Here is a 21,908-nt window from a genome sequence, read left to right as displayed (position 1 = left end):
GCGCAGATGAAGGCTGGTGCCTCCCCAGTCTTCCTCATCGCCGCTGGCGGATGCTGCTGGCAAAGATGGCTGGCCCCGCTTTTGGCCGTCGCCCAAGATCGGTTCACCGCCGTCGCCGGCCTTGGGGCAACTGGCGAAACGGCTGGCAAGACGCCTGCACGCGCATCAAAGTCATGCCGTGGATGGCCTGCGGCTACCGGGAGCGCGGGTATGTCTTTCTGAAGATCAACGCTGTGTTTCCCGTTAATCCGTGAAGACCAAAAAAAGCCCGGTTTCCCGGGCTTTTGATGGCAGGTTTGCTGTCCAAATCCTGTCCAGGCAGCTTGGTCAGCCAAGCGGTTTAGAGCAAAATTTTTCAAAACCTTAGCACTCAAAAAAAACTGATTGAGTGTTGTATAAGCAGTTGATATTAAACTGATTTTATTCCCACTTTATTCTTAATAAGAACAAAAATTCATTGCAAAAAAATGGCTTGTGTAGTGTAAATATTTTAGTGCCATGAGAGATAGCATGATCGGTAACTTTCATGCTGCGCTCATTTATTAGGCAAGGCGCTAAATTTATTCTGTAGACTTGCCACCGCAGCCGTGCACCGATCTCACCAAGCCAACCAACGCGCGTAAAAAGGGCTGTGCTGCACACATAGCAACGTTCTCTCGCTCGTCCCAACTGCTCTGGATTCCGATCAATCGGTAATCGTAGCTGCTTCCTTGCGGGGGCGTACGTGTTCCGAAAATCGGCCCACCGCTCATGCCCCCGATATCGAAGTGGCGCCCCCACTCTGCTACGGATTCGAATTCAACTCGCGCGAAAAGCCGAGGATGCTTCATGTCTTTCAAGCCGGTGGGGCGATCGTGCAGCGAAGTCACATGTACCGTCACATGGTTCTTGATCGACGGCCCAGCATGCCTAAGCGTCGCGAATTGGGTCGGCAATCCGATGAGCGTCCAGAATGGAAAGTCCGGCAGATCTTCTGCGTTCCATTGAGCCTCTTCGATTGGCACGATGCCGCTCTGATTAAGAGCCCTCAATGCCATCGGATCCAGCAGGTAAGCGCCGTAGTCGAGACCATCTTCGTCAAAGAAGACTACGTCACGCTCCAAGTTGACGTCGATTGGATAGGCGGGGAACCCATGGTCGCTGGTCATGGAATCATCTATAGCCCAGTCGGACAGCTTCGCACCAGCAGTGATGGCTTGCTTCAGGTCCGAGAAGATGTGACCTGCGGTGATCGCCAAGGCCACGCCCTCAACGTTCACGACGAAGGCGCTGAAGTTGTAGCGCTTCGGCTTGCCGCCATTTTCCTTGATCGCTGCCACACCAGAGTCAATGCAGGTCAAGTTGATGTAGTGCCGGTGAAGCAGGTACAAGTCTTCATAGTCCAAGATCAGCTCATCAGCCATTCGCACTCCTCTCTATATCTCTACTGCTCTGCTCTGTTTTCAGAGCTTGTCGCCACTTACTATTTCACGTCCCGAACTTTCTAGCCATGGCGTGAACACTACACTTCACCAGCTTAGGGCATTGGGTGGTTAGGGTGAGTAGGCCGGGGCGGCAAGTCCCGAGGTCTCTAACGATTAACGCCACAGCTGCTTGCTGAGCCCCAAGTCCGACAAGCCGAGTAGCTTTACCGGAGAGGAGCGATGGCGGGGTCGATTTCACCGAAGTGGATTTCGACCCAGTTGTCGTTATCCTCCTCGCCGGTCTTGATGATCTCGATCGACTCCGGCAGGCGGCCTTCCATCAGATTGCGCAACACGATAGCCTGCAAGTGGTTCGGTTCCTGAGGTAGTTTCTGTGCTGCTTCGACATACTTGGCGCCATTGCCCTGAAGTGAACGCAGACCCGCGAAGATCTCCGTAAACTCGCGCAGGCCGAGGCGCACTACGCTTGATCCCACCATAGAATATCCTCCGTGATGACCGAGGCCGTAATCGTCTTCGCGAGCCCGAAGTGCGCCGTTGACGGGCATCATCGCGGGCTTCGGGAAGTGCCCTATCATCGACTGGAACAGAGTATTTAATTCGGAGCTGGTGTTACAGCCCTCCCTAATAAACAAACTTGGATGGTTCTGCCGAACAGGAGGTGGGTAAGGAGCCCAGCCAAGGCGGCTTTCACGGACGCTTAGGAGCAGAACGAAATCGACGGATGAATATTGCCTGAAGAACTCATCGATAATTTGCTTGGCTGACACCTCCCCCCAGCCTAGTGAGCGATCTGAGAGAATGCAGCAGTCACCATCCCCTACAATGACGCCGGTGATACCCAGCGCGCCACGGAGCTGATCGGCCTTGCTCTTGAGTGCTTTATAGAGAGGATTCTGATCTTTGATCTGGGGTACGTCATAGGCGGCGAAGCCGGCAGAATTGTAAGGTGACTTTGTCGGATTAATAATGATGTCCAGATCAGCATCGTGGTCATCAATTACTATGCGCAGAGGTGATGTCCCTGCGGCTATCTGCTCGCGTAGCTGCGGAACGATTGTTTGAGAAACGAATGTCTGCAATTTCTCCCTGGGAGGTAACAGGAGGGTGGTCTTTTTTCCTCGCTTGGTATTCTCGTGCTTGGCTCGGATGCGTAGATCGAGACCTCCGGTAGGCAGCTTGAGCTTGTTCTTGGCTGCTTCGATTAGTTGGATCAGTTCGCGATAGGGGTTGTCTTTGTCGAGACTTTCATCGCAGATTGCTGTCACATCGGCGATCAATCGTAGCCCATCATGCTCGAAATGGATGTCCGGTCGTCTCCCAGACGCCAGAGGAACCTCGCTCTTGAGGTGGCCGCATTTCGATAGACCGTGAAACACAACCAATTCCCACATTGCGGCTACCCGGTCCCTGCCGGCCCGGTTGAGACGTTCAGCTAGTTTGCTGACCTCCTCATCATCAAGTACTTCGCGAAGCTCATTGAGGCGGCGCTGAAGAGCTCGTCTCTGGTAGATCATGCCGATGGCTCCGATCCCGCCGCATAGCAATCAGCCTGTTGGACCACGATCAGCCCTACCTTCGGCGGATTGCTTTCAATACGGCTATGAATGCCGCCGATGCAGAAGCTCTCATAGATGGTCACTTCGCAAAAGAAACAAGTCTGATGTTCAGCAGTGCCAGTCGATGCCATTAAAAATCCTATACAAAGTCTAGTTGCCGGGAGATTGTACGGGATCGGCCGGTGGCATGGCCGCACGCTTCAGGATTTTAGTCACAAGTTCCGGATCGGCATACGCAATGAGAAGCTTGCGTGTCGGTGCGATATGGGCGAACACTTCGGCCAGAATGATCATGTCTTGGCCCAAACCGTGCGATAGCGAGGTGAAAAATAGCTGCTTGCTGGTGCCAAATCGTGCCAGATGTTGCCAGACAGAAAATGCAAAAAGCCCGCTGTGACGCGGGCTTCGGGGGTGTTGCATGCTAGCAACTGCCAGTCATTGCTTAACGTGGAATCATTCCCACTCAATCGTTGCCGGCGGTTTGCCCGACACATCGTAAACCACGCGGTTGATGCCGCGTACTTCGTTGATGATGCGGTTGGAGGCGCGGCCCAAGAGGGAGTAGGGCAGTTCGGCCCAGTGGGCGGTCATGAAGTCGCTGGTGACCACGGCACGCAGGGCCACCACGTAGTCGTAAGTGCGGCCATCGCCCATTACGCCTACCGATTTCACCGGCAGGAACACGGCAAAGGCCTGGCTGGTGAGGTCGTACCAGTTCTTGCCGGTTTTCTCGTCCACGGTATTGCGTAGTTCTTCGATGAAGATGGCGTCGGCCTGGCGCAGCAGGTCGGCATATTCCATCTTCACTTCACCCAGAATACGCACACCCAGGCCCGGGCCCGGGAAGGGGTGGCGGTATACCATGTCATGCGGCAGGCCCAGCGCCACGCCCAGTTGACGGACTTCGTCCTTGAACAGCTCGCGCAGCGGTTCCAGCAGCTTGAGGTTCATGTCTTCCGGCAGGCCGCCCACATTGTGGTGGCTCTTGATGGTGTGAGCCTTCTTGGTCTTGGCACCGGCGGACTCGATCACGTCCGGGTAGATGGTGCCCTGTGCCAGCCACTTGGCATTGGTCAGCTTGTTGGATTCAGCCTGGAATACTTCCACGAACTCGCCGCCGATGATCTTGCGCTTCTTTTCCGGATCGGTTTCGCCGGCCAGTTTGCTCATGAACTGTTCGGTGGCATCCACGTGGATGACCTTAACGCCCAGGTTCTGCGCAAACATTTCCATCACCATCTTGCCTTCGTTCAGGCGCAACAAGCCGTGGTCGACGAAGACGCAGGTCAGTTGCGGGCCGATGGCGCGATGGATCAGCGCGGCAGCGACCGAGCTGTCCACGCCGCCGGACAGGCCGAGGATGACTTCTTCATCGCCCACTTGCTCGCGGATTTTCTTCACCGCTTCGTCGATGTAGTTGGGCATGGTCCAGCTGGGCTTGCAAGCCGCCACGTGCAGCACGAAACGATGGATCATTTCGGTGCCGCGCTTGGTGTGGGTCACTTCCGGGTGGAACTGCACGCCGTAGTAGCCACGGTCTTCATCCGCCATGGCGGCAATCGGGCAGGACGGGGTTTCGGCGATGACGTGGAAGCCTTGCGGCAGGGCAGTCACCTTGTCGCCATGGCTCATCCACACATCCAGGAAACCATTGCCGGCGTCGTCAATGTGATCCTGAAGGCCCTCCAGCAGCTTGGAGTGGTGGCGGGCCTGGATCTGGGCGTAGCCGAATTCGCGCTTGTCACCGGCTTCCACCTTGCCGCCCAGGCTTTGCGCCATGAACTGCATGCCGTAGCAGATGCCCAGTACCGGGATGCCCAGTTCGAACAGGGCCGGGTCGGCCTGGTAGTCCGATTCGTACACCGAGTTGGGGCCGCCGGACAGAATGATGGCCTTGGGGCCGAATGCACGGATTTCTTCAATCGGCATGTCAAACGAATGAAGCTCACAGTAGACGTGAGCTTCGCGTACGCGGCGGGCAATCAACTGGGTAACTTGAGAGCCGAAGTCGAGAATGAGGATCTTGTCCATGCCTGTCCTTGAAAGGTTCCGTTGGCCCGAAGGCCTGTCGTTCAATGGGTAAAGAGTATGCGGTTTCAGGGTTGGTCCTGATTGTCCTGCAAGGCGCGCCAGCCTCGGCTGCGCTCCGGAATGCGGTCACTGCGTGCCAGCAGCATCAACAAGCCCATCACCACCATGCCCAGCGACAACAGGTGGCTGAATTGCAAGCCCAGGTTGTCGCGCAGATAGATGGCCGCTCCGGCGTAAATCAGCAAGGGGCTGCTGACCAGGGTGGATTTGTTGAAGCCGTCGATGATCAATAATAGACACCCTGCCGCTGCCAGTATCAGCGAAAGCAGGGTGGAGGTGTTCGGCAGCAGGGCGGTGCTCTTGAGAAACCACACCGAACCCAGGCAGATCAGTGCAATGGGCAGGGCGGCGCTCTTTTTCATGCGCCACCTCGCTGGTTTTTCATGAAGCGCTGCTTCTCGCGCTGCCATTCACGGTCTTTTTCCGTATCGCGCTTGTCATGCAGCTTCTTGCCCTTGGCCAGGCCAACCTGGGCCTTGATATTGCCTTTGCTGTAGTGCAGGTCCAGCGCCATCATGGTGTAGCCGGCGCGTTCCACCTTGCCGATGAAGCGGTTCATCTGCGATTGGGACATCAAGAGCTTGCGCGGGCGTACCGGGTCTGGCTTGACATGGGTGGAGGCCGACTGCAGCGCGGTGATGTGGCAGCCGATCAGCCAGAAGGCACCGTTCTTCCAGTCGATATAGCTTTCCTTGAGCTGGATGCGTCCGGCGCGTATGGCCTTGACTTCCCACCCTTCCAGCACAAGCCCGGCCTCGAGTTCTTCCTCGATGAAATAATCATGGAAGGCTTTGCGGTTCTGGATGATGCTCATGAGCCTGAGTTTTCCGTGGCTTTGAAAAGGGAATCCGCCATTCTACCAGAAGCTGCGGCCAGGCCAAAATTCCTGAAAATCAGCAGCTTGAAATCGGTGGCGGGACGGGCACGGACAGCCGGGGCGGCTTTTGGTAAACTTGCCAGCTTGAACCATTTTGCACAATGTGCCGCTTCCCCATGCAGGTTGTAGAAAAGAAAGTCCTGGTTGCGCATACCCCGGCGCAGATGTTTGCCCTGGTCGACAAGGTGGAAAATTATCCGCGTTTCCTGCCCTGGTGTGCCAAGGCGGAGGAACACGCACGCGAGGGGGATCAGCAGGTGGCCAGTCTGCATATTGATTACCTGAAGATTCGCCAGCATTTCACCACCCGCAATACCCTGCGTGATGGTGAAAGCATCCTGATGGAGCTGGTCGAGGGGCCTTTCCAGCACTTGCAGGGCCTGTGGCAGTTTACCCCGCTGGGCGATTTTGGCTGCAAGGTGGAGTTTACCCTGCGCTACGAGTTTTCCAGCAAGCTGCTGGAAAAGGTGATCGGTCCGGTATTCGGTCACATTTCCGGCACGCTGGTGGATGCCTTTATCAAGCATGCCGACAAGGTGTATGGCGATGAGTGAGCTGATCCGGATAGAGGTTGCCTGTGCCTTGCCACAACGGCAGCGCGTCATGGCCATGCAGGTGGCGCAGGGGACGACGGCCGAGCAGGCGGTGCGGGCATCCGGCATTCTGGCGCAGTTTCCCATCATCGATGCCACGGCACTCAAGCTGGGCATCTTCAGCAAGGCCATCAAGCCGGATACCGTGCTGCGCGAGGGGGACCGGGTGGAGATTTACCGTCCCTTGCAGGCCGACCCCAAGGCGGTGCGACGACAGCGGGCCGAAGCGGGCAAGGGCATGAGCAAGGGCGGCAGCGCAGAATGAAAAAACCGGGGTGGCGCCCCGGTTTTTTTGTGCTGACCTGGCAAATCAGATGATGCGGTCAGGTTCGGCTGAAATGACGCGGTTCTTGCCGCTGATCTTGGCCTGATACATGGCCTGGTCGGCGCGCTCTATCACTTCGATGTCCTGCTCGCCCAGATGCCATTTGGCCACACCGGCACTGAAGGTGATGACCAGCCTGTCGTTATTGGCCAGGAAGAAGGTGCGGGTCAGTTCGCGTTGCAATCGCTGTACGGTGTCGATGGCTTCCTCAACCGGCGTGTCCGGCATGAGCAGGACAAATTCTTCACCGCCAAAACGGGCGACAATGTCGGCCGGACGCAGATTGTGCTTGATCACGTCCACTAGGTATTTCAGTGCATCATCGCCAGTCAGGTGGCCATAGCGGTCGTTGAGCTGCTTGAAATTGTCGACGTCGATCAGCGCCACGCTCAGCTCGCTGCTGGTTCGCTCGGCACGGCTGATCTCGCGCTGGAAATGCTCGGCCAGGCCGCGGCGGTTGTAGGCACCGGTCAGCTGGTCTTCCTTGACCTTGGCGCTGGCGGCTTCCAGTGCGTTTTCCAGTTCGTTGATGCGCTGCTCGGCAGCCTCGACCTGCTCGCGGGCGGACAACAGCTCGTCGCGCGAACGGGTCAGGTCCAGCTGCATCAGCGAGGTGTCTTCCATCAGCGAACCGATGATGCTGCTCAGCTCTTCGACATTGCTGGTCTGCTTCAGCTTTTCACTGTGTTTGCTGATCTTGCTGTGGAAGTCGTCGGTCGTGTCCGTCATCAGGGCCAGGCGCGAGATAAAGCGGTCCAGCAGGGTGCGCAAGGAGCTGGTGGCTTCGTCCAGCGTGCTTTTCAGCATGCCTTGCTTGCGGATCACTTCCTTCAGGCTGGTTTCCAGCTGGTATACCTGCTGCATCGACAGCGGCTGGTGCGACAGCACTTCCTGCAGCGAGTGCACCTGGCCGACCAGATAATCGTCCGAGCGGTTGATCTCGGCCACATTGTCCAGCAACAGGCGCAGCAGATTGGTCAGGCCGGAAACCAGGCGGCCTTCCTGCTGGGTCTGCAGTTCCAGCTTGATCATGAAGCCGCGCAGCTTGGGCATGTAGACGTTGAGGCTGTCATCGTCGCAGACCTGATCCAGCTCGCGGATCAGTGCTTCCAGCGATTCCACCATGTCCGGCATGCTGATCAGGCGCGGTTCCAGCCCGTGCTTGAGGGCAAAGGCCAGCGTGCGTTGCCATAGCGGCCAGCTGTTATTGTCCTGACCGGCAACGCCGGGGATTGTGCTGCTGGCTGTTGGCGGATCATCCGGCATGGCGAGCGCTTCGCGCTGGCTGGCCGGTGCATTCCAGTTCTTGATCAGGGCCGACAGCTTGGTATTGAGTTCTTCCGGCTGATTGCCGTAGTTGATCAGCACCCGCTCCAGTGCGGCCTGCTTGTGGTGTTGCGGCAGGTCGGGCAGGCGCAGATCCCAGCTGCGGATCAGGCTTTGTATCAGGCTGCCCCAGGTCTGGGTCAGATGGCTTTCGGTCAGTGCCTGGCGCAGAAAGTCGATGGCCAGCTGTGGAAGCTGTTCCCAGCGGGACTCGTCGGTGGCCTGTTTGATGCGCAGCAGGGAAGTCTTGCTTTGCGGAGATTCGGCTGGAATGGTTTCCAGTGCCCGCAGCAACTGGGTGCCCAGTTTGTTGTCGCGTTCGATGGGGGTTTGTGTGAGCTCGTGGTAGACGCGCTCGAAATTTTCCGGTGTTGGCAGCAATTTGCGCATGCTCAGCTGCTTGAGCGTTTCGCGTGCAACCTCAATCGGATTCTGTGTTGTCATTGACCAAACCCTGGAAGTTTTGAAACCAGCCATAATTATTTTTAGTCTAGGAGGGTGAAGGTTTGGATGGGCTTAGTCAATGTTTAGCAGAGGCAGCCGGATCCAGTAATTGAAAAAATACCTCACCATTGCGGATCATACCAAGTTCGTTGCGCGCTCTCTCTTCAATTGCATCGGTTCCTTGTTTCAGATCACGAACTTCGGCATCCAGGGCGGCGTTGCGGGCTATCAGCTTTTGCGTGACAGCCCGCTGTTCCTGCAGTTGCTTGTCCAGCTGCCAGACCCTGAGCCAGCTCCCCTTGCCAAACCACAAGGGCCATTGCAAGGCGATCAGCAGGGTTACCAGAGTCAGGGTCAGCCAGCGCATGATTCAGCTTATTTCAGGTGGTAAAAGGCGGCACGGCCCGGATAGTAGGCAGCATCACCCAGCTCTTCTTCGATACGCAGCAGCTGGTTGTACTTGGCCATACGATCCGAACGCGACAGCGAGCCGGTCTTGATCTGCATGCAGTTGGTGGCCACGGCCAGGTCAGCAATGGTGCTGTCCTCGGTTTCGCCGGAGCGGTGGCTCATCACGCTGGTATAGCTGGAACGCTTGGCAAGATCAACGGCTTTCAGGGTTTCGGACAGGGTGCCGATCTGGTTGACCTTGACCAGCAGCGAGTTGCAGATGCCTGCCTCGATGCCCTTGGCCAGGATTTTCGGGTTGGTCACGAAGACATCGTCGCCCACCAGCTGGATGCGCTTGCCCAGACGGTCGGTCAGGATCTTCCAGCCGTCCCAGTCGTGTTCGCTCATGCCATCTTCGATGGAGATGATGGGGTAGTTGTTGACCAGGGTTTCCAGGTAGTCGGCAAACTGCTCGGAAGTCAGCTGCAGGCCTTCGGCGGTCAGGTGGTACTTGCCATCCTTGTAGAACTCGGACGATGCACAGTCCAGCGCCAGCATCACATCCTGACCCGGTACGTAACCGGCGGCGTCAATGGCTTCCAGAATCAGCTTGATGGCATCTTCGTGGCTGGCCAGGTTGGGGGCGAAACCGCCTTCGTCACCCACGGTGGTGGCGTAGCCCTTGCTGTCGCACAGCTTTTTCAGGCTGTGGAAGATCTCGGCACCGCAGCGCAGTGCTTCGCGGAAGGTTTGTGCACCAACCGGCATGATCATGAATTCCTGGATGTCCAGGGTGTTGTTGGCATGCGCGCCACCGTTGATCACGTTCATCATCGGCAGCGGCAGGGCCATCGGGCCGGCACCGCCCAGGTAGCGGTACAGCGGCAGGCCGGCGTCTTCGGCAGCGGCGCGGGCCACGGCCATCGATACGGCCAGCATGGCATTGGCGCCCAGGCGGGACTTGGTTTCGGTACCGTCCAGTTCGATCAGGGTCTTGTCGATGAAGGCCTGGTCGGCGGCGTCGAGGCCGATGATGGCTTCGCAGATTTCGGTATTGATGTTTTCTACGGCCTTCAGCACGCCCTTGCCCAGATAGCGGCTCTTGTCGCCGTCACGCAGTTCCAGTGCTTCCTTCTCGCCGGTGGAGGCGCCGCTGGGAACAGCTGCGCGGCCCATGACGCCAGATTCCAGCAGTACATCGGCTTCAACGGTGGGATTGCCGCGGGAATCCAGGATCTCGCGGGCCACTACGTCAATAATCGAACTCATACTTGTCCCCTTCAGTTGCTTTGCTAGGTTAACCGTATCACCACCGGCCAGCCTTCTCAGGCGGCTGGCCGCAGAAAACTTGTTATCACAGATGGAACGAAAGCGTATTACAGCGAGTGTTCCGGCCAGGCACTTTGCTTGACCAGGCCATCCAGCTGTTGCAGCGTGGCCAGCAGTTCCTTCATGCGGCCCAGCGGCCAAGCATTCGGGCCATCCGACATGGCGCAGGCCGGGTTGGGGTGGGTTTCCATGAAGATGCCGGCAATGCCGGCCGCCACGGCGGCACGGGCCAGTACCGGCACGAATTCGCGCTGCCCGCCGGAAGAGCTGCCTTGCCCACCTGGCAGTTGTACCGAGTGGGTGGCATCGTAAACGACCGGGCAGCCGGTTTCGCGCATGATCATCAGCGAGCGCATGTCGGATACCAGATTGTTATAACCAAAAGACACGCCACGCTCGCAGGACATGAAGCTGTCTTCCGGCAGGCCGGCTTCCAGTGCAGCGGCACGGGCCTTGTCGATGACATTCTTCATGTCACCCGGAGCCAGAAACTGGCCTTTCTTGATGTTTACCGGTTTGCCACATTGCGCAACTGCGCGGATGAAGTCGGTCTGGCGACACAGGAAGGCCGGGGTCTGCAATACATCCACCACACTGGCAACCTGGGCGATTTCACTCTCTGCGTGCACATCGGTCAAGACGGGAACGCCGATCTGGCGTTTTACTTCGTCCAGGATGCGCAGGCCTTCGTCGATGCCAAAGCCGCGGAACGAGGTGCCGGAGGAGCGGTTGGCCTTGTCGTAGCTCGACTTGTAGATGAAGTTGATGCCCAGCTCGCTGGTGATTTCCTTCAGCTGACCGGCAGTGTCCAGCGCCATCTGTTCGCTTTCGATCACGCAGGGGCCGGCGATCAGGAACAGGGGCTGGTTGAGGCCGACTTCGAATCCGCACAGTTTCATGCTTATTTCCCTTGCTTTTCAGCCTTGTAGTCGATGGCTGCCTGCACATAGGCCTTGAACAGCGGGTGGCCATCGCGCGGGGTAGAGGTGAATTCCGGATGGAACTGGCAGGCAAAGAACCAGCGATGGTCTTTCAGTTCGATGGTTTCCACCAGCTTTTCATGACCGGCGGAACGGCCGGAAATGGTCAGGCCGGCAGCTTCCAGGCGCTGTACGTAGTAATTGTTGACTTCGTAGCGGTGACGATGGCGCTCGACGATGTCGGTGGAGCCGTATACGCGTGCTGCCAGCGAACCTTCCACCAGATCACAGTGCTGGCCGCCCAGACGCATGGTGCCGCCCATATTGGAGTTTTCGTCGCGCTTTTCGATCTTGCCGTCGTGATTGACCCATTCGTCGATCAGGGCTACCACCGGGTAATCGGTGTCGAGGTCGAATTCGGTGGAGTTGGCACCGGCAAGGCCAGCCACATCGCGCGCGTATTCGATCAGTGCGATCTGCATGCCCAGGCAAATGCCCATGTAGGGGATGTTGTTCTCGCGGGCAAACTTCACGGCCTTGATCTTGCCTTCCACGCCGCGCTTGCCAAAGCCGCCCGGTACCAGGATGGCGTCCATGTCCTTCAGCGATTCGGCACCATCACGCTCGATGTCTTCGGAATCGACATAGATGATGTTGACGGCAGAGCGGGTGTGGATGCCGGCATGCTTCAGGGCTTCGGACAGCGATTTGTAGGATTCGGTCAGGTCAACATACTTGCCGACCATGGCGATGTTGACGGTTTGCTCCGGATGCTCGATGGCGTCGATGATGCGCGCCCACACCGACAGGTCGGCCGGCGGCAAGTCCAGCTGCATGTGTTCTGTGATGATGTCGTCGATGCCTTGCTCGTGCAGCATCGCCGGTACTTTGTAAATGGAGTCGGAGTCATAACAGCCGATGACGGCGTTTTCTTCGACATTGCAGAACAGGGCGATCTTGCGTTTTTCGTCGGCCGGCAGTTCGCGGTCCATGCGGCACAGCAGGATGTCCGGCTGGATGCCGATTTCGCGCAGTTCCTTGACCGAGTGCTGGGTCGGCTTGGTCTTGATTTCGCCAGCGGTCGCGATGAACGGCACGTAGGACAGATGCACGTACATGGTGTTCTTGCGACCCAGGTTCGAGCGCAACTGGCGGATGGCTTCCAGGAAGGGCAGGGATTCGATATCCCCCACGGTGCCGCCGATTTCGACGATGGCCACATCAGCATCGCCCGCGCCTTCATGCACCTTGTGCTTGATTTCGTCGGTAATGTGCGGGATCACCTGCACCGTGCCACCCAGGTAGTCGCCACGGCGTTCCTTGGTGATGACGGACTCGTAAACCTGACCGGTGGTAAAGTTGTTGCTCTTCTTCATCTTGGACTGGATGAAGCGCTCATAGTGGCCAAGGTCAAGGTCGGTCTCGGCGCCGTCTTCCGTCACGAATACTTCACCGTGCTGGAAGGGGCTCATGGTACCCGGATCGACATTGATGTACGGGTCGAGCTTCAGCATGGTGACTTTCAGCCCGCGCGACTCAAGAATGGCAGCAATGGACGCAGCGGCGATGCCCTTCCCGAGGGAAGACACCACGCCGCCGGTTACGAAGATATACTTGGTCATGGAATTACGGCTCTATGGGAATCCGGGATTTTAACCCGAAATCGCTTGGATTTGAACCGCCATGGCAGCGCTTGTTGCAACAATGAATGCAACACTTGCTGCGGGCAATTGCATGTTGCACTCGCGTGTTTGTGGTAATTCCGTTACAATCCGCCCCGACTGTTTCATATACGAGATCGTGCTTTCTGCGGAAAGTGCGCATCATGCTTGAATCGCTGGCTTTTTTCATGGTATAAAGCCAGCTTTTACCGGTTTTGGGAGTGTTAACATGGCGCGTGTTTGCAAAGTCACCGGCAAACGTCCGATGACCGGGAACAATGTTTCCCACGCCAACAACAAGACGAAACGTCGTTTCCTGCCGAACTTGCAGTACCGCAAGTTCTGGGTAGAAAGCGAAAACCGCTGGGTGCGCCTGCGCGTATCCAACGCTGCACTGCGTACCATCGATAAAGTTGGTATCGATGTAGTGCTGGCAGATCTGCGCGCTCGTGGCGAGATCTAAGCGGTCAACTAGATAGCGACAGATAGGTTATACAATGCGCGATAAAATCAAGCTTGAATCCACCGCCGGCACTGGCCACTTCTATACCACTACGAAGAACAAGCGCACGATGCCGGAAAAAATGGAGATCAAAAAATTTGATCCCGTTGCCCGTAAACACGTTATCTACAAGGAAACCAAGCTGAAGTAAGCTTGTTTTTCGGTAACGTTCAAGAGCCCTTCTCTGGTGCACGGAGAAGGGTTTTTTATTGCCTGTCGTACGCAGGTGCATGATGTTGTTTCCACGGCTCACTGCAGCTGGTCTCTTGATGATTTGATCAATTTTCAATTCATCGTCAGTGTTAATTCATCTATATTGGCTCTTTTCATTTTTTTTGTGATCACGTATTCCATCTGTGGAGTCAAGGTGTGCACGAGGAGACGACATGAAGCCCATCGCCATCATTCAGCATGTGTCGCTGGATGGACCGGAATATTTTCTCGATTATCTGAACCGCCAGGCTATACCTTCGTGCATTTTCAAGGTCTATACCGGTGCAGTGCTGCCGGATGATGTGTCGGCTTATGCCGGCATCGCCACTTTTGGTGGACCGATGAGCGTCAACGACGAGGCCGAGCATGACTGGATTCTGCTGGAGATCGACTTCCTGCGGCGGGCGGTGGCTGCCGGGGTGCCGGTGATCGGACACTGCCTGGGTGGGCAGTTGCTGGCGCGGGCCTTGGGTGCGCGTGTGCGCAAGGCGGACATTCCGGAAATCGGCTGGGTCGCGCTGCAGGCCGAATCGGAGGCGCTGGCGCAGGAGTGGTTTGGCGGGTATTCGTCCCCGCGTGTTTTTCAGTGGCACAGCGACAGTTTCGATTTGCCGCCAGGGGCCAGTTTGCTGGCCAGCAGTGCCTATTGCCGCAACCAGGCTTATCTGTACGACGGCCGCCACCTGGGCATGCAGTTTCATTGCGAGGTGAAAGTGGAAATGATCCGGCAGTGGCTGCAGGTGGGCTATCAGGAAATCGATGCCCATGATCTGCCCAGTGTCATGTCGGTGGCGCAGATTGCCGCTTCACTGGAGGAGGGCATGCCGCAGAGCCATCGCCAGGCAGATGCCATTTATCGGCGCTGGCTGCGGGGAGTCTATGGCTGAGGCTGGGTGGTGTGCAGGGATGCTGCCTTGCTGAGACGGTTGAAGTGCTGCTTGGCCAGCACCATGTCTTGCCAGGCCTTGGCCTTGTCCGGCAGATTGCGTAGCAGATAGGCCGGGTGATAGGTGGCAATCAGTGGAATGCCCTGATAGTGGTGCAACTGGCCGCGTAGCTTGCCGATGCTTTGCTCGGTCTGCAGCAGGGTTTGCACGGCAAAGCGGCCCAAGGCCAGAATCAGGGTGGGTTGCACATGGCGAATCTGCTGTTGCAGATAGTTGCTGCATGCCAGGATTTCAGCCGGAGCCGGGTTGCGATTGCCTGGTGGCCGGCATTTCAGCACATTGGCGATATAGACATCGTTTTCACGGTCCAGTCCGGCAGCCGCCAGCATATTGTCCAGCAGCTGGCCAGCCTTGCCGACAAAGGGCTGGCCTTGCCGGTCCTCTTGCTCGCCGGGCGCCTCGCCGATCAGCATCCAGCGTGCCTGCGGATTACCGCGGCCAAATACGGTTTGGCTACGGGTCTGGCAGAGCTGGCAGTTTTGGCAGTTTGCCACGGCTTGTTCCAGCTGTTCCCAACTGAGTTCCACCAGCGGCAGGGGCGCGGCAGCGGGCTGTTCCGCTGGGGCAGTCACCGGAGCGGCTGCTGATATGAGCTCTGGAGTGCTTGCCATGGCAGCAGGGCTGGTCACCAGGAGCGGGGCCGCCAGCTCAGCATCAGCCTCCGTTACGGCGGTTATGGCGGGGGGGATTTCTGCCGCGGTGACTGCAGACTGGCTGGCTTGCTGCTGTGCCAGTTGCCAAGCCTGACGCTCCAGTTCGGCGGGATGCTGTTCAAACCAGCCGCTGCGGGCCTGCCATTGCGGGCCAAGGCCGATGGCCTGCTGGATAAAGCGGCTGCGGTTCACAGGCAGGCCTCCATCAGGATGGCGTGTTCGCGTTGACCATCGCCGCCAGCGTAGTAGTTTTTGCGCAGGCCGGACTCATGAAACCCGCAACGCAGATAGAGTGCCCGCGCCGGGGCATTGCTGGCGCGCACCTCCAGGAACAGCCGTTGACAACCCTGTTGCCGGAGATCCTGCATCAGGCCCTCCAGTAATTGTCGGCCCAGACCACGTCCCTGCTGCGGCCCGGCAATGACAATATTCAGCAGCTCGGCTTCATCCAGCACCGGCATCACCACGGCAAAGCCGGTTTCTGGCTGCTCAAGGCAGTAAAATGCGTGGCCGGCGTTGATGGAATCCTGGTAATTGCCTGCGCTCCAGCCATGTGGTGTTGCAGCAGCTTCCTGTGTGGCCAGGTCGTGGGCGGAGGCTGGATGGTAGCGGCGGACGCTGCTCATCCCTTGAGTGCCTGTTGTTCGATCGAGGTCAGTGCCACTTTGTTGCGGACATACAGCAGCTCGGCTTCGCGCGGGTGCTGCATGGGGTAGCGACCGCTCTGTGCCAGCGCGATGTGGGCGCGGGCATCGGCGCGCAGCACGCCGCTATGGCGAATGTGCTCACGTTGTCCTGCCAGCAGGGCGGGGTAGTTTTCAAAACCATCGCCGGCTACTTGGGTGATGCAGTCTGGCAAGACCACCGCCTGGGGATCCTGCAGGGTGATCGGTCCCAGGCGTTGCCAGTGCGGGCCGGTCTGGTAGACCGCGCAATACACTTGCTGCATGCGCGCATCCAGGCAGACCAGCAACTGGTCGGCTGCGCTTTGCTGGGCGACGGCATCCAGCGTGGGAATGCCGATGACCGGCAGTCCCGCGGAAAAAGCCAGACCTTGTGCCAGGCCGCAGGCAATGCGCAGGCCGGTAAAGGAACCCGGTCCCTGACCGAAGACGATGGCGTCCAGCGCAGTGAGCTTGATGCCGGCCTGTTTTAACAGCGTATCGATTTCCGGCAGGGTGCGTTCCGCGTGTTTTTGTCCCATCTCCTCATGAAAGGCGTGCATTTCGCCGTCCAGGCTGAGGGCCAGGGACAAATAACTGCTGGAGGTATCAATGGCTAACAGTTTCATCGAGGGGTTCGGAACCGGCTGAAGGGCTGGCAATTATAAGCCCAGATCCTCTACCCAGGCGAGTGCGGCGACATGGGCCTGGTTGAGCTGGTCGGCGCTCAGCTGCAGCCGTGCCGACAGTTCGACCACCCCGGCCAGCTGGCCATCTTCGCAGCTGCAGGTCAGTTGCAGCAGGGCACCCATCTGCCCCTTGCGTTCCGACAGGGCTTCGATCAGGGGCAGCGGCAATTGCAAGTGCTCCAGGATATTGGCCATGGGCATGTCGAATAGTACATCGAGCAGACTGAACATGCCGACGATGAACAAATTGTCACACTCGTCATGATGCAGCCCCAGTTGCTCCCCCAGTAATTCCATGAAGCGGCCACGGGTCACGGCGGTTTTCTGCAGGGCCGGTGGCGCACGGCCATCATCGGAGGCGGTGACCAGCAGCAGGGTCAGCCAGCGGTAGAGCTTTTTGTAACCCAGTACGGTGACTGCGTGCGAGAAGGAGCTGATGGTGGTGTTCAGCCCGGCAGCGGCCGAATTGACATAGCGCAGCAGTTTGAAGGACAGCGCCACATCGCGCTTGAGGATCTGTTCCACCTGACGCAGGTCCGCATCCATGCGCAGCAGGTTGAGCAGCTCCAGCGCATTGCTGAAGGTGGGGTGAATCACCCTTGCCGACAGGGTTTCCGGCTTGGCGAAGTAGTAGCCCTGAAAGCCATCCATGCCCAGTTCCTTGCACAGATGGTATTGCTCGTGGGTTTCCACCCGCTCGGCAATACGGATCACCGGATAGCTGCGCAAGCGGGCAGCCAGCACCTGGAAGTGATTGGTATTGCGGTTCTGGATATCCAGCTTGACGTAGTTGGCGAACTCCAGAAAGGCGGCGGACTGGGCCTCGAAGGAGAAATCATCCAGGGCAATGCCAAAACCCAGCGACCGCAGATGGCGCGCCCGCGACAGCAATTCACTGGAGGCGCTGATGTCGGGGGCGATATCCAGAATCACCCGGCGTGGTGGCAGCAATTCCAGAAAATCGCTGGTGAGCATGGCTTCACCCACATTGATGAAGGCCAGCTTGTTGCCGATCAGCCAGCTGGTGCCCATATTGTTCAGGGTATTCACCAATACCTGGGTATCCGCCTGCAGCTCGCTGTGTGGCCCTGCCGAATTGGCTTCCTCGCTTGCACGAAAAAGCAGCTCATACCCGATGAGCTGCTGGTTACGGTTCAATACCGGTTGTCGGCCAATGAAGGCGCTTTGTGAGGTCATTAAAACTTGCCAGTTCTGGTTTTTCTTATACGGAGATCAACTCCGAGGTCCGGACTTGGCCATTGGTGCCATCGCTGGAGCTGAGCAGGTCTTCCATATCCAGCACCAGTACCACCGAGCCGTCGCCAGACAGCGTGGCACCGGCCACACCCTTCGGACGAATATTCTGCAGCGGTTTGATGACCACATCATCACGACCGACAAAGGAGTCGATGGCCAGAATGAAGGACTTCTCGGCCGACTGCATCAGCACGCCAAAGTAGGGCTTCTGTGTCGGTTCCCAGCCAAGCAGGCCGGCCAGGGTGCGCAGCGGCAGGATTTCGTCGCGTACCACGATGGTGGGCTTGCCGGAGACTTCCTGAATGGCGTTCGGATCGATGGTGATGATCTCGCGCACCATGGCCAGCGGTACGGCAAACGGCTGGTTGCAGGCACGGACCACCAGTACCGGCAGAATGGCCAGGGTCAGCGGCAGCGAGATGCTGATGCGGGTGCCTTCGCCCGGCAGCGAGTTGATGTCGATGCGGCCGTTGAGTTTCTGGATATTGGTCCGCACCACATCCATGCCCACGCCACGGCCGGAAACGCTGGAAATCTGGTCCTTGGTGGAGAAACCCGGCATGAAGATGAGTTGCAGGCACTGCTTTTCGTCCAGACCGTTGGCGGTTTCCTGATCGATCAGGCCTTTTTCGATGGCCTTGCGACGCAGGGCGTCCGGGTTCATGCCCTTGCCGTCATCGGTGATTTCGATCTGGATATGATCGCCCACCTGTTCGGCGGTTAGCTGGATCAGCGATTGCGGCTTCTTGCCAGCGGCAATACGTTCTTCCGGCGACTCGACACCATGGTCAACCGCATTGCGCACCAGGTGGACCAGCGGATCGTTCAGATCTTCGATCATGGTCTTGTCCAGCTCGGTTTCTTCACCGGACAGTACCAGTTCCACTTCCTTGCCCAGTTGACGAGCCAGGTCGCGTGCCAGGCGCGGGTACTTCTGGAACAGGCGGCCGATAGGCTGCATGCGGGTCTTCATCACCGCGTTCTGCAGGTCACCCACCAGCAGGTCGAGCTGGCTGATGGCTTCGTCCAGCGAGCGCAGGGTGTTGCCGTCGCGATTGCCCTGCAGGATTTCCGTGCGCAGGGTGGTCAGGCGGTTCTTGGTGAGGCCGATTTCGCCGGACAGGTTGAGCACCATGTCCAGGCGTACCGTATCGATACGGATGGTGTTTTCCTGCGGGCCACTGCTGTTGCCGGCGCTGCTGGGCTGCTTGTTGGCCACCGCCTTGCTGGCAGGTTTGGCTGCGGGAATGTGTTCTGCGGCGGGCAGCAGTTCCTGTACCGGTGTGCTGACCACGGCGGCAACTGCTGCGGCCGGTGCTGCGCTTGCTGCCGGCGCTGGTGCCGGTGCGGCTGCCGGGGCAGGCTGTGCGGTGGCCGCTTGCGGCACGATGGCCTGATGCAGGGCATTCCAGTCAGGACCGTCTGTGGCAGCAGCAGGAGCCGGCGCCGGGCTGGCCACGGCTTGCACCGCCGGAGCCGCTGCCACTGCGGCAGGCGCCGGGGCAGGGGCGGGCGCGGCGGCCTTGCCGGGCATTTCGCCGGCCAGTACGGCATCCAGTGCATTGAGTACATCGGCATCGGCATCCGCCACCATCAGGCCCTGGCCCAGGGTGCCGAACATGTCGCGCACAATGCCGGTTGCATCCAGAATCACGTCCATCACTTCCGGCGTGATGTGGAGTTCGCCGTTGCGCAGCTTGTCGAACAGGTTTTCGGTGCGATGGCACAGGTTGACCATCGGACCCACGTTCAGAAAGCCAGCTCCGCCCTTGATGGTGTGGAAGCCCCGGAAAATGTCATTGAGCAGTGCCTTGTCTTCAGGACGCTTTTCCAGTTCCACCAGCTTGTTGTCCACATCGGACAGCAGATCGGTGGATTCCATCAGGAAGTCTTGTAGCAGTTCTTCCATGCCGCCAAAATCGCTCATATTCTCACCCCGCTTATGCCGCTAACACGTTCACCGCTTTTTGTTTAGAAGCCCAGGCTTTCCAGCAGGTCGTCGACCTGCTGCTGGCTGGACACCACGTCCGTTCTGCCCTCCGGATTGACCACCGGACCATTCAGCAGATTGCTGTCCAGCTCGGCTTTCTTGGAATCCGGAGAGAATTCGATCAGGAAGGCCACCAGTTCCGTTTCCAGTATATGCACCATATCCATCATTTTCTTGATGACTTGGCCGGTAAGGTCCTGGAAGTCTTGCGCCATCACGATTTCCAGCAACTGGGTATTGGTGGCCTGGGTTTGTTTCGGAACATGGCCGAGGTACTGACGGGTCTCCTCGGCAAGGTTCTTGAATTCGGCAGTCGACAGCTGGTTGGCATAGAGCAGGTTCCAGCGTTCCGACAGCAGCCTGGCACGACTTTCCAGATCATCCTGATAGGGTTTGGCCAGGTCGGTGGCATTGAGCACCCGTTCGGCCGCACTTTCCGTCAGCGAGGCGATGTAGCTCAGCCTGTCCTTGGCATCGGGAATGGCGTCTGCCACCTTTTCCAGTGATTTGTCATAGCCCAGATCGCGCAGCGCGTCGTGCATCTTGCGTGTCAACTGGCCAATCTGTTCGTACATGACCGCGGTACTGGTTTCGTTGCTGGCTGCCGTGCTTGCCGACCCAGCCGATGTGGTCGAGATTGCTTCTGGTTCTTTTTGCTGTTGCTGACTGGCAATGCTGTCAAACAATGCTTCGAGATCCGGTGAATCTCCACTTTCCAGAATGTGATCCGGCACGATAGCCTCTCCTCAGTGCTGACTAGGCAAGTTTGTTTGCTATGTTTGTTCGTTTTACTTGTTCATGGTCTGGAAGATCTTGTTCATCTTTTCTTCCAGTGTGGCAGCCGTGAACGGTTTGACGATGTAACCACTGGCGCCGGCCATGGCGGCTTCGATGATGTTTTCCCGCTTGGCTTCGGCGGTAATCATCATGAAGGGCAGATGCTTGATCTGCTGGTCGGCGCGTACTGCTTTCAGCAACTCGATGCCGGTCATGTTCGGCATGTTCCAGTCGGAAACGATAAAGTCGAAATGCTGCGTTTTCAGCTTGTGCAAGGCAACCTGGCCGTCTTCGGCTTCATCCACATTGGTGAAGCCCAACTCTTTCAGCAGGTTGCGAACAATTCTTCTCATGGTCGAGAAATCGTCCACAACGAGGAATCGCATGTTTTTATCTGGCATCTGGGTAGGTCCTGAAATGTCGGTATTCCATTGAGCCGTTGATTTTAACGGTTACCTCTGCAGGAATGGAATCAAAGTTTCAGCCAGTATTGCCGGATCGAATTTGGCAACATAGGCATCGACACCCACGCTGGAACCCATCGCCTTGTTGGCGTTGGAGGACAGCGAGGAGTGCATGATAACCGGGATGCCTTTGAAGCGGACATCGGATTTGATCAGTTTGGTCAGGACATAACCGTCCATTTCCGGCATTTCCGCATCCACCAGAATGATCTTCAGATAGTCGTGCAGCGACTCGTCTTCGCCCCAGCTGCGGCTGGCCAGCACTTGCAGGCGTTCCCAGGCTTCGCGGCCATTGGTGGCCTGCTGGAACTTGATGCCCATCTTTTCCAGCACGCTGGTGATTTCCTTGCGCGCCACCACCGAGTCGTCGACGAAGAACAGGTACTGGTCGGTTTCCAGCTGTGCCTGCGGAATGTCCGGCAGACGCGGTTCACCCACCACGGTGGCCAGAATCTGTTCCACGTCCAGAATGGAAACCAGCTTGCCGTCTTCCAGTTCGGTAATGGCGGTGATCAGATTGGAGTTGGTGGTGGTGCTCATCATGTTTTCCGGGGCGCGTACCCGGTCCCAGTCGACGCGGATGATGCGGTCGACCGAATCCACCAGGAAAGCCTGGGTGCTCTTGTTGAATTCGGTGACGATCATGGTGTCGAATTTGCGACCGCTTTGTTCCGAGCCGACGAAACGTGCCAGCGAAATCACCGGGATGATGTTGCCGCGCAAGGACAGCACGCCCTGCACGCCAAAGGGCATGTTGGGGGTTTTGGTGATGGCCGGCGTCTGCGATACCTCGCGCACCTTGAATACATTGATGC

The 21,908-nt window shown here is 57.8% G+C and carries 24 protein-coding genes; 5 read left to right on the top strand and 19 right to left on the bottom strand.

All coding sequences use genetic code 11. From position 1 onward, the window contains the following. Positions 1 to 560: 560 nt before the first annotated feature. The 6 genes from JHD64_RS09615 to smpB form a co-directional block, all read right to left on the bottom strand. The gene (locus tag JHD64_RS09615) at positions 561 to 1,403 is read right to left on the bottom strand and encodes a hypothetical protein (RefSeq protein WP_059286283.1); all 843 of its coding nucleotides are present in this window, start codon (positions 1,401 to 1,403) and stop codon (positions 561 to 563) included. A gap of 224 nt (positions 1,404 to 1,627) precedes the next feature. Next, positions 1,628 to 2,941 carry a hypothetical protein gene (locus tag JHD64_RS09610; RefSeq protein WP_059286282.1) on the bottom strand — a complete coding sequence of 438 codons (1,314 nt, stop codon included), beginning with the start codon at positions 2,939 to 2,941 and terminating at the stop codon, positions 1,628 to 1,630. 192 nt (positions 2,942 to 3,133) lie between these two features. After that, positions 3,134 to 3,403 (bottom strand): hypothetical protein, encoded by a 270-nt coding sequence (locus JHD64_RS09605; protein WP_199053091.1) that lies wholly within the window; start codon positions 3,401 to 3,403, stop codon positions 3,134 to 3,136. Positions 3,404 to 3,436: 33 nt separating this feature from the next. Continuing rightward, positions 3,437 to 5,014, bottom strand: a complete 1,578-nt coding sequence (gene guaA, locus JHD64_RS09600) for a glutamine-hydrolyzing GMP synthase (RefSeq protein ID WP_059284873.1) — start codon at positions 5,012 to 5,014, stop codon at positions 3,437 to 3,439. Positions 5,015 to 5,079: 65 nt separating this feature from the next. Continuing rightward, positions 5,080 to 5,436, bottom strand: a complete 357-nt coding sequence (locus JHD64_RS09595; protein WP_199053090.1) for a hypothetical protein — start codon at positions 5,434 to 5,436, stop codon at positions 5,080 to 5,082. Next, positions 5,433 to 5,888, bottom strand: a complete 456-nt coding sequence (gene smpB, locus JHD64_RS09590; protein WP_059284871.1) for an SsrA-binding protein SmpB — start codon at positions 5,886 to 5,888, stop codon at positions 5,433 to 5,435. The genes JHD64_RS09595 and smpB overlap by 4 nt, the downstream gene beginning before the upstream one ends. A 179-nt stretch (positions 5,889 to 6,067) precedes the next feature. Between smpB and JHD64_RS09585 the strand changes: the two genes are divergently transcribed. Both JHD64_RS09585 and JHD64_RS09580 read left to right on the top strand, forming a co-directional pair. Then, positions 6,068 to 6,505 carry a type II toxin-antitoxin system RatA family toxin gene (locus JHD64_RS09585; protein WP_059284870.1) on the top strand — a complete coding sequence of 146 codons (438 nt, stop codon included), beginning with the start codon at positions 6,068 to 6,070 and terminating at the stop codon, positions 6,503 to 6,505. After that, the gene (locus JHD64_RS09580) at positions 6,498 to 6,809 is read left to right on the top strand and encodes an RnfH family protein (protein WP_199053089.1); all 312 of its coding nucleotides are present in this window, start codon (positions 6,498 to 6,500) and stop codon (positions 6,807 to 6,809) included. Before JHD64_RS09585 ends, JHD64_RS09580 begins: the two co-directional genes overlap by 8 nt. Before the next feature lie 45 nt (positions 6,810 to 6,854). On the opposite strand, the gene JHD64_RS09575 is transcribed toward JHD64_RS09580, so the two are convergent. The 5 genes from JHD64_RS09575 to JHD64_RS09555 form a co-directional block, all read right to left on the bottom strand. Further along, positions 6,855 to 8,639: a GGDEF domain-containing protein gene (locus JHD64_RS09575; RefSeq protein WP_199053088.1), complete on the bottom strand. Its 1,785-nt coding sequence runs from the start codon at positions 8,637 to 8,639 to the stop codon at positions 6,855 to 6,857. A gap of 76 nt (positions 8,640 to 8,715) precedes the next feature. Next, positions 8,716 to 9,006, bottom strand: coding sequence for a cell division protein FtsB (gene ftsB, locus JHD64_RS09570; protein WP_059284867.1), 291 nt, complete (start codon positions 9,004 to 9,006; stop codon positions 8,716 to 8,718). An 8-nt stretch (positions 9,007 to 9,014) separates the two neighbouring features. Beyond that, a complete protein-coding gene (eno, locus tag JHD64_RS09565; protein WP_059284866.1) occupies positions 9,015 to 10,298 on the bottom strand; it encodes a phosphopyruvate hydratase in 1,284 nt (427 codons plus the stop codon). A gap of 107 nt (positions 10,299 to 10,405) precedes the next feature. Beyond that, positions 10,406 to 11,257, bottom strand: a complete 852-nt coding sequence (gene kdsA / locus JHD64_RS09560) for a 3-deoxy-8-phosphooctulonate synthase (RefSeq protein WP_199053087.1) — start codon at positions 11,255 to 11,257, stop codon at positions 10,406 to 10,408. A gap of 2 nt (positions 11,258 to 11,259) precedes the next feature. Next, positions 11,260 to 12,900 (bottom strand): CTP synthase, encoded by a 1,641-nt coding sequence (locus JHD64_RS09555; protein WP_059284864.1) that lies wholly within the window; start codon positions 12,898 to 12,900, stop codon positions 11,260 to 11,262. A 268-nt stretch (positions 12,901 to 13,168) separates the two neighbouring features. Between JHD64_RS09555 and rpmB the strand changes: the two genes are divergently transcribed. The 3 genes from rpmB (at position 13,169) to JHD64_RS09540 (ending at position 14,541) form a co-directional block, all read left to right on the top strand. Beyond that, the gene (gene rpmB / locus JHD64_RS09550) at positions 13,169 to 13,402 is read left to right on the top strand and encodes a 50S ribosomal protein L28 (protein WP_011137003.1); all 234 of its coding nucleotides are present in this window, start codon (positions 13,169 to 13,171) and stop codon (positions 13,400 to 13,402) included. Positions 13,403 to 13,436: 34 nt separating this feature from the next. Continuing rightward, positions 13,437 to 13,592, top strand: coding sequence for a 50S ribosomal protein L33 (rpmG, locus tag JHD64_RS09545; RefSeq protein WP_028453358.1), 156 nt, complete (start codon positions 13,437 to 13,439; stop codon positions 13,590 to 13,592). A 235-nt stretch (positions 13,593 to 13,827) separates the two neighbouring features. After that, positions 13,828 to 14,541, top strand: coding sequence for a type 1 glutamine amidotransferase (locus JHD64_RS09540; protein ID WP_199053086.1), 714 nt, complete (start codon positions 13,828 to 13,830; stop codon positions 14,539 to 14,541). On the opposite strand, the gene JHD64_RS09535 is transcribed toward JHD64_RS09540, so the two are convergent. From JHD64_RS09535 to JHD64_RS09500, 8 genes are all read right to left on the bottom strand, one after another. Then, entirely contained in the window at positions 14,532 to 15,446 is a 915-nt protein-coding gene (locus tag JHD64_RS09535) for a uracil-DNA glycosylase (RefSeq protein WP_199053085.1), read from the bottom strand. The genes JHD64_RS09540 and JHD64_RS09535 overlap by 10 nt on opposite strands. After that, positions 15,443 to 15,880, bottom strand: a complete 438-nt coding sequence (gene rimI, locus JHD64_RS09530; protein ID WP_199053084.1) for a ribosomal protein S18-alanine N-acetyltransferase — start codon at positions 15,878 to 15,880, stop codon at positions 15,443 to 15,445. The genes JHD64_RS09535 and rimI overlap by 4 nt, the downstream gene beginning before the upstream one ends. Then, positions 15,877 to 16,545, bottom strand: a complete 669-nt coding sequence (tsaB, locus tag JHD64_RS09525; protein ID WP_199053083.1) for a tRNA (adenosine(37)-N6)-threonylcarbamoyltransferase complex dimerization subunit type 1 TsaB — start codon at positions 16,543 to 16,545, stop codon at positions 15,877 to 15,879. Before tsaB ends, rimI begins: the two co-directional genes overlap by 4 nt. Positions 16,546 to 16,578: 33 nt before the next feature. Then, entirely contained in the window at positions 16,579 to 17,802 is a 1,224-nt protein-coding gene (locus JHD64_RS09520) for an EAL and HDOD domain-containing protein (RefSeq protein WP_059284859.1), read from the bottom strand. Between the two features lie 25 nt (positions 17,803 to 17,827). Further along, complete coding sequence (locus JHD64_RS09515; RefSeq protein WP_199053082.1) at positions 17,828 to 19,789, bottom strand: chemotaxis protein CheA; 1,962 nt, start codon at positions 19,787 to 19,789, stop codon at positions 17,828 to 17,830. Positions 19,790 to 19,833: 44 nt separating this feature from the next. After that, positions 19,834 to 20,586, bottom strand: coding sequence for a protein phosphatase CheZ (gene cheZ, locus JHD64_RS09510; protein WP_059287598.1), 753 nt, complete (start codon positions 20,584 to 20,586; stop codon positions 19,834 to 19,836). Positions 20,587 to 20,640: 54 nt separating this feature from the next. Then, positions 20,641 to 21,030 (bottom strand): chemotaxis response regulator CheY, encoded by a 390-nt coding sequence (gene cheY / locus JHD64_RS09505; protein WP_082693990.1) that lies wholly within the window; start codon positions 21,028 to 21,030, stop codon positions 20,641 to 20,643. A gap of 51 nt (positions 21,031 to 21,081) precedes the next feature. Beyond that, the coding region (locus JHD64_RS09500) for a chemotaxis protein (RefSeq protein ID WP_199053081.1) at positions 21,082 to 21,908 on the bottom strand (827 nt) is incomplete at its 5' end.

This window comes from Aquitalea sp. ASV15 (assembly GCF_016429115.1).
GTDB lineage: Bacteria > Pseudomonadota > Gammaproteobacteria > Burkholderiales > Chromobacteriaceae > Aquitalea > Aquitalea magnusonii.
This window is presented reverse-complemented; position numbering and strand designations above follow the sequence as displayed.

What these genes read in the sequence shown, in the direction of transcription:
- JHD64_RS09615 (WP_059286283.1), bottom strand. Translation starts at nt 1,403, where the DNA reads ATGGCTGATGAGCTGATCTTGGACTATGAAGACTTGTACCTGCTTCAC.
- JHD64_RS09610 (WP_059286282.1), bottom strand. Translation starts at nt 2,941, where the DNA reads ATGATCTACCAGAGACGAGCTCTTCAGCGCCGCCTCAATGAGCTTCGC.
- JHD64_RS09605 (WP_199053091.1), bottom strand. Translation starts at nt 3,403, where the DNA reads ATGCAACACCCCCGAAGCCCGCGTCACAGCGGGCTTTTTGCATTTTCT.
- guaA (WP_059284873.1), bottom strand. Translation starts at nt 5,014, where the DNA reads ATGGACAAGATCCTCATTCTCGACTTCGGCTCTCAAGTTACCCAGTTG.
- JHD64_RS09595 (WP_199053090.1), bottom strand. Translation starts at nt 5,436, where the DNA reads ATGAAAAAGAGCGCCGCCCTGCCCATTGCACTGATCTGCCTGGGTTCG.
- smpB (WP_059284871.1), bottom strand. Translation starts at nt 5,888, where the DNA reads ATGAGCATCATCCAGAACCGCAAAGCCTTCCATGATTATTTCATCGAG.
- JHD64_RS09585 (WP_059284870.1), top strand. Translation starts at nt 6,068, where the DNA reads ATGCAGGTTGTAGAAAAGAAAGTCCTGGTTGCGCATACCCCGGCGCAG.
- JHD64_RS09580 (WP_199053089.1), top strand. Translation starts at nt 6,498, where the DNA reads ATGAGTGAGCTGATCCGGATAGAGGTTGCCTGTGCCTTGCCACAACGG.
- JHD64_RS09575 (WP_199053088.1), bottom strand. Translation starts at nt 8,639, where the DNA reads ATGACAACACAGAATCCGATTGAGGTTGCACGCGAAACGCTCAAGCAG.
- ftsB (WP_059284867.1), bottom strand. Translation starts at nt 9,006, where the DNA reads ATGCGCTGGCTGACCCTGACTCTGGTAACCCTGCTGATCGCCTTGCAA.
- eno (WP_059284866.1), bottom strand. Translation starts at nt 10,298, where the DNA reads ATGAGTTCGATTATTGACGTAGTGGCCCGCGAGATCCTGGATTCCCGC.
- kdsA (WP_199053087.1), bottom strand. Translation starts at nt 11,257, where the DNA reads ATGAAACTGTGCGGATTCGAAGTCGGCCTCAACCAGCCCCTGTTCCTG.
- JHD64_RS09555 (WP_059284864.1), bottom strand. Translation starts at nt 12,900, where the DNA reads ATGACCAAGTATATCTTCGTAACCGGCGGCGTGGTGTCTTCCCTCGGG.
- rpmB (WP_011137003.1), top strand. Translation starts at nt 13,169, where the DNA reads ATGGCGCGTGTTTGCAAAGTCACCGGCAAACGTCCGATGACCGGGAAC.
- rpmG (WP_028453358.1), top strand. Translation starts at nt 13,437, where the DNA reads ATGCGCGATAAAATCAAGCTTGAATCCACCGCCGGCACTGGCCACTTC.
- JHD64_RS09540 (WP_199053086.1), top strand. Translation starts at nt 13,828, where the DNA reads ATGAAGCCCATCGCCATCATTCAGCATGTGTCGCTGGATGGACCGGAA.
- rimI (WP_199053084.1), bottom strand. Translation starts at nt 15,880, where the DNA reads ATGAGCAGCGTCCGCCGCTACCATCCAGCCTCCGCCCACGACCTGGCC.
- tsaB (WP_199053083.1), bottom strand. Translation starts at nt 16,545, where the DNA reads ATGAAACTGTTAGCCATTGATACCTCCAGCAGTTATTTGTCCCTGGCC.
- JHD64_RS09520 (WP_059284859.1), bottom strand. Translation starts at nt 17,802, where the DNA reads ATGACCTCACAAAGCGCCTTCATTGGCCGACAACCGGTATTGAACCGT.
- JHD64_RS09515 (WP_199053082.1), bottom strand. Translation starts at nt 19,789, where the DNA reads ATGAGCGATTTTGGCGGCATGGAAGAACTGCTACAAGACTTCCTGATG.
- cheY (WP_082693990.1), bottom strand. Translation starts at nt 21,030, where the DNA reads ATGCCAGATAAAAACATGCGATTCCTCGTTGTGGACGATTTCTCGACC.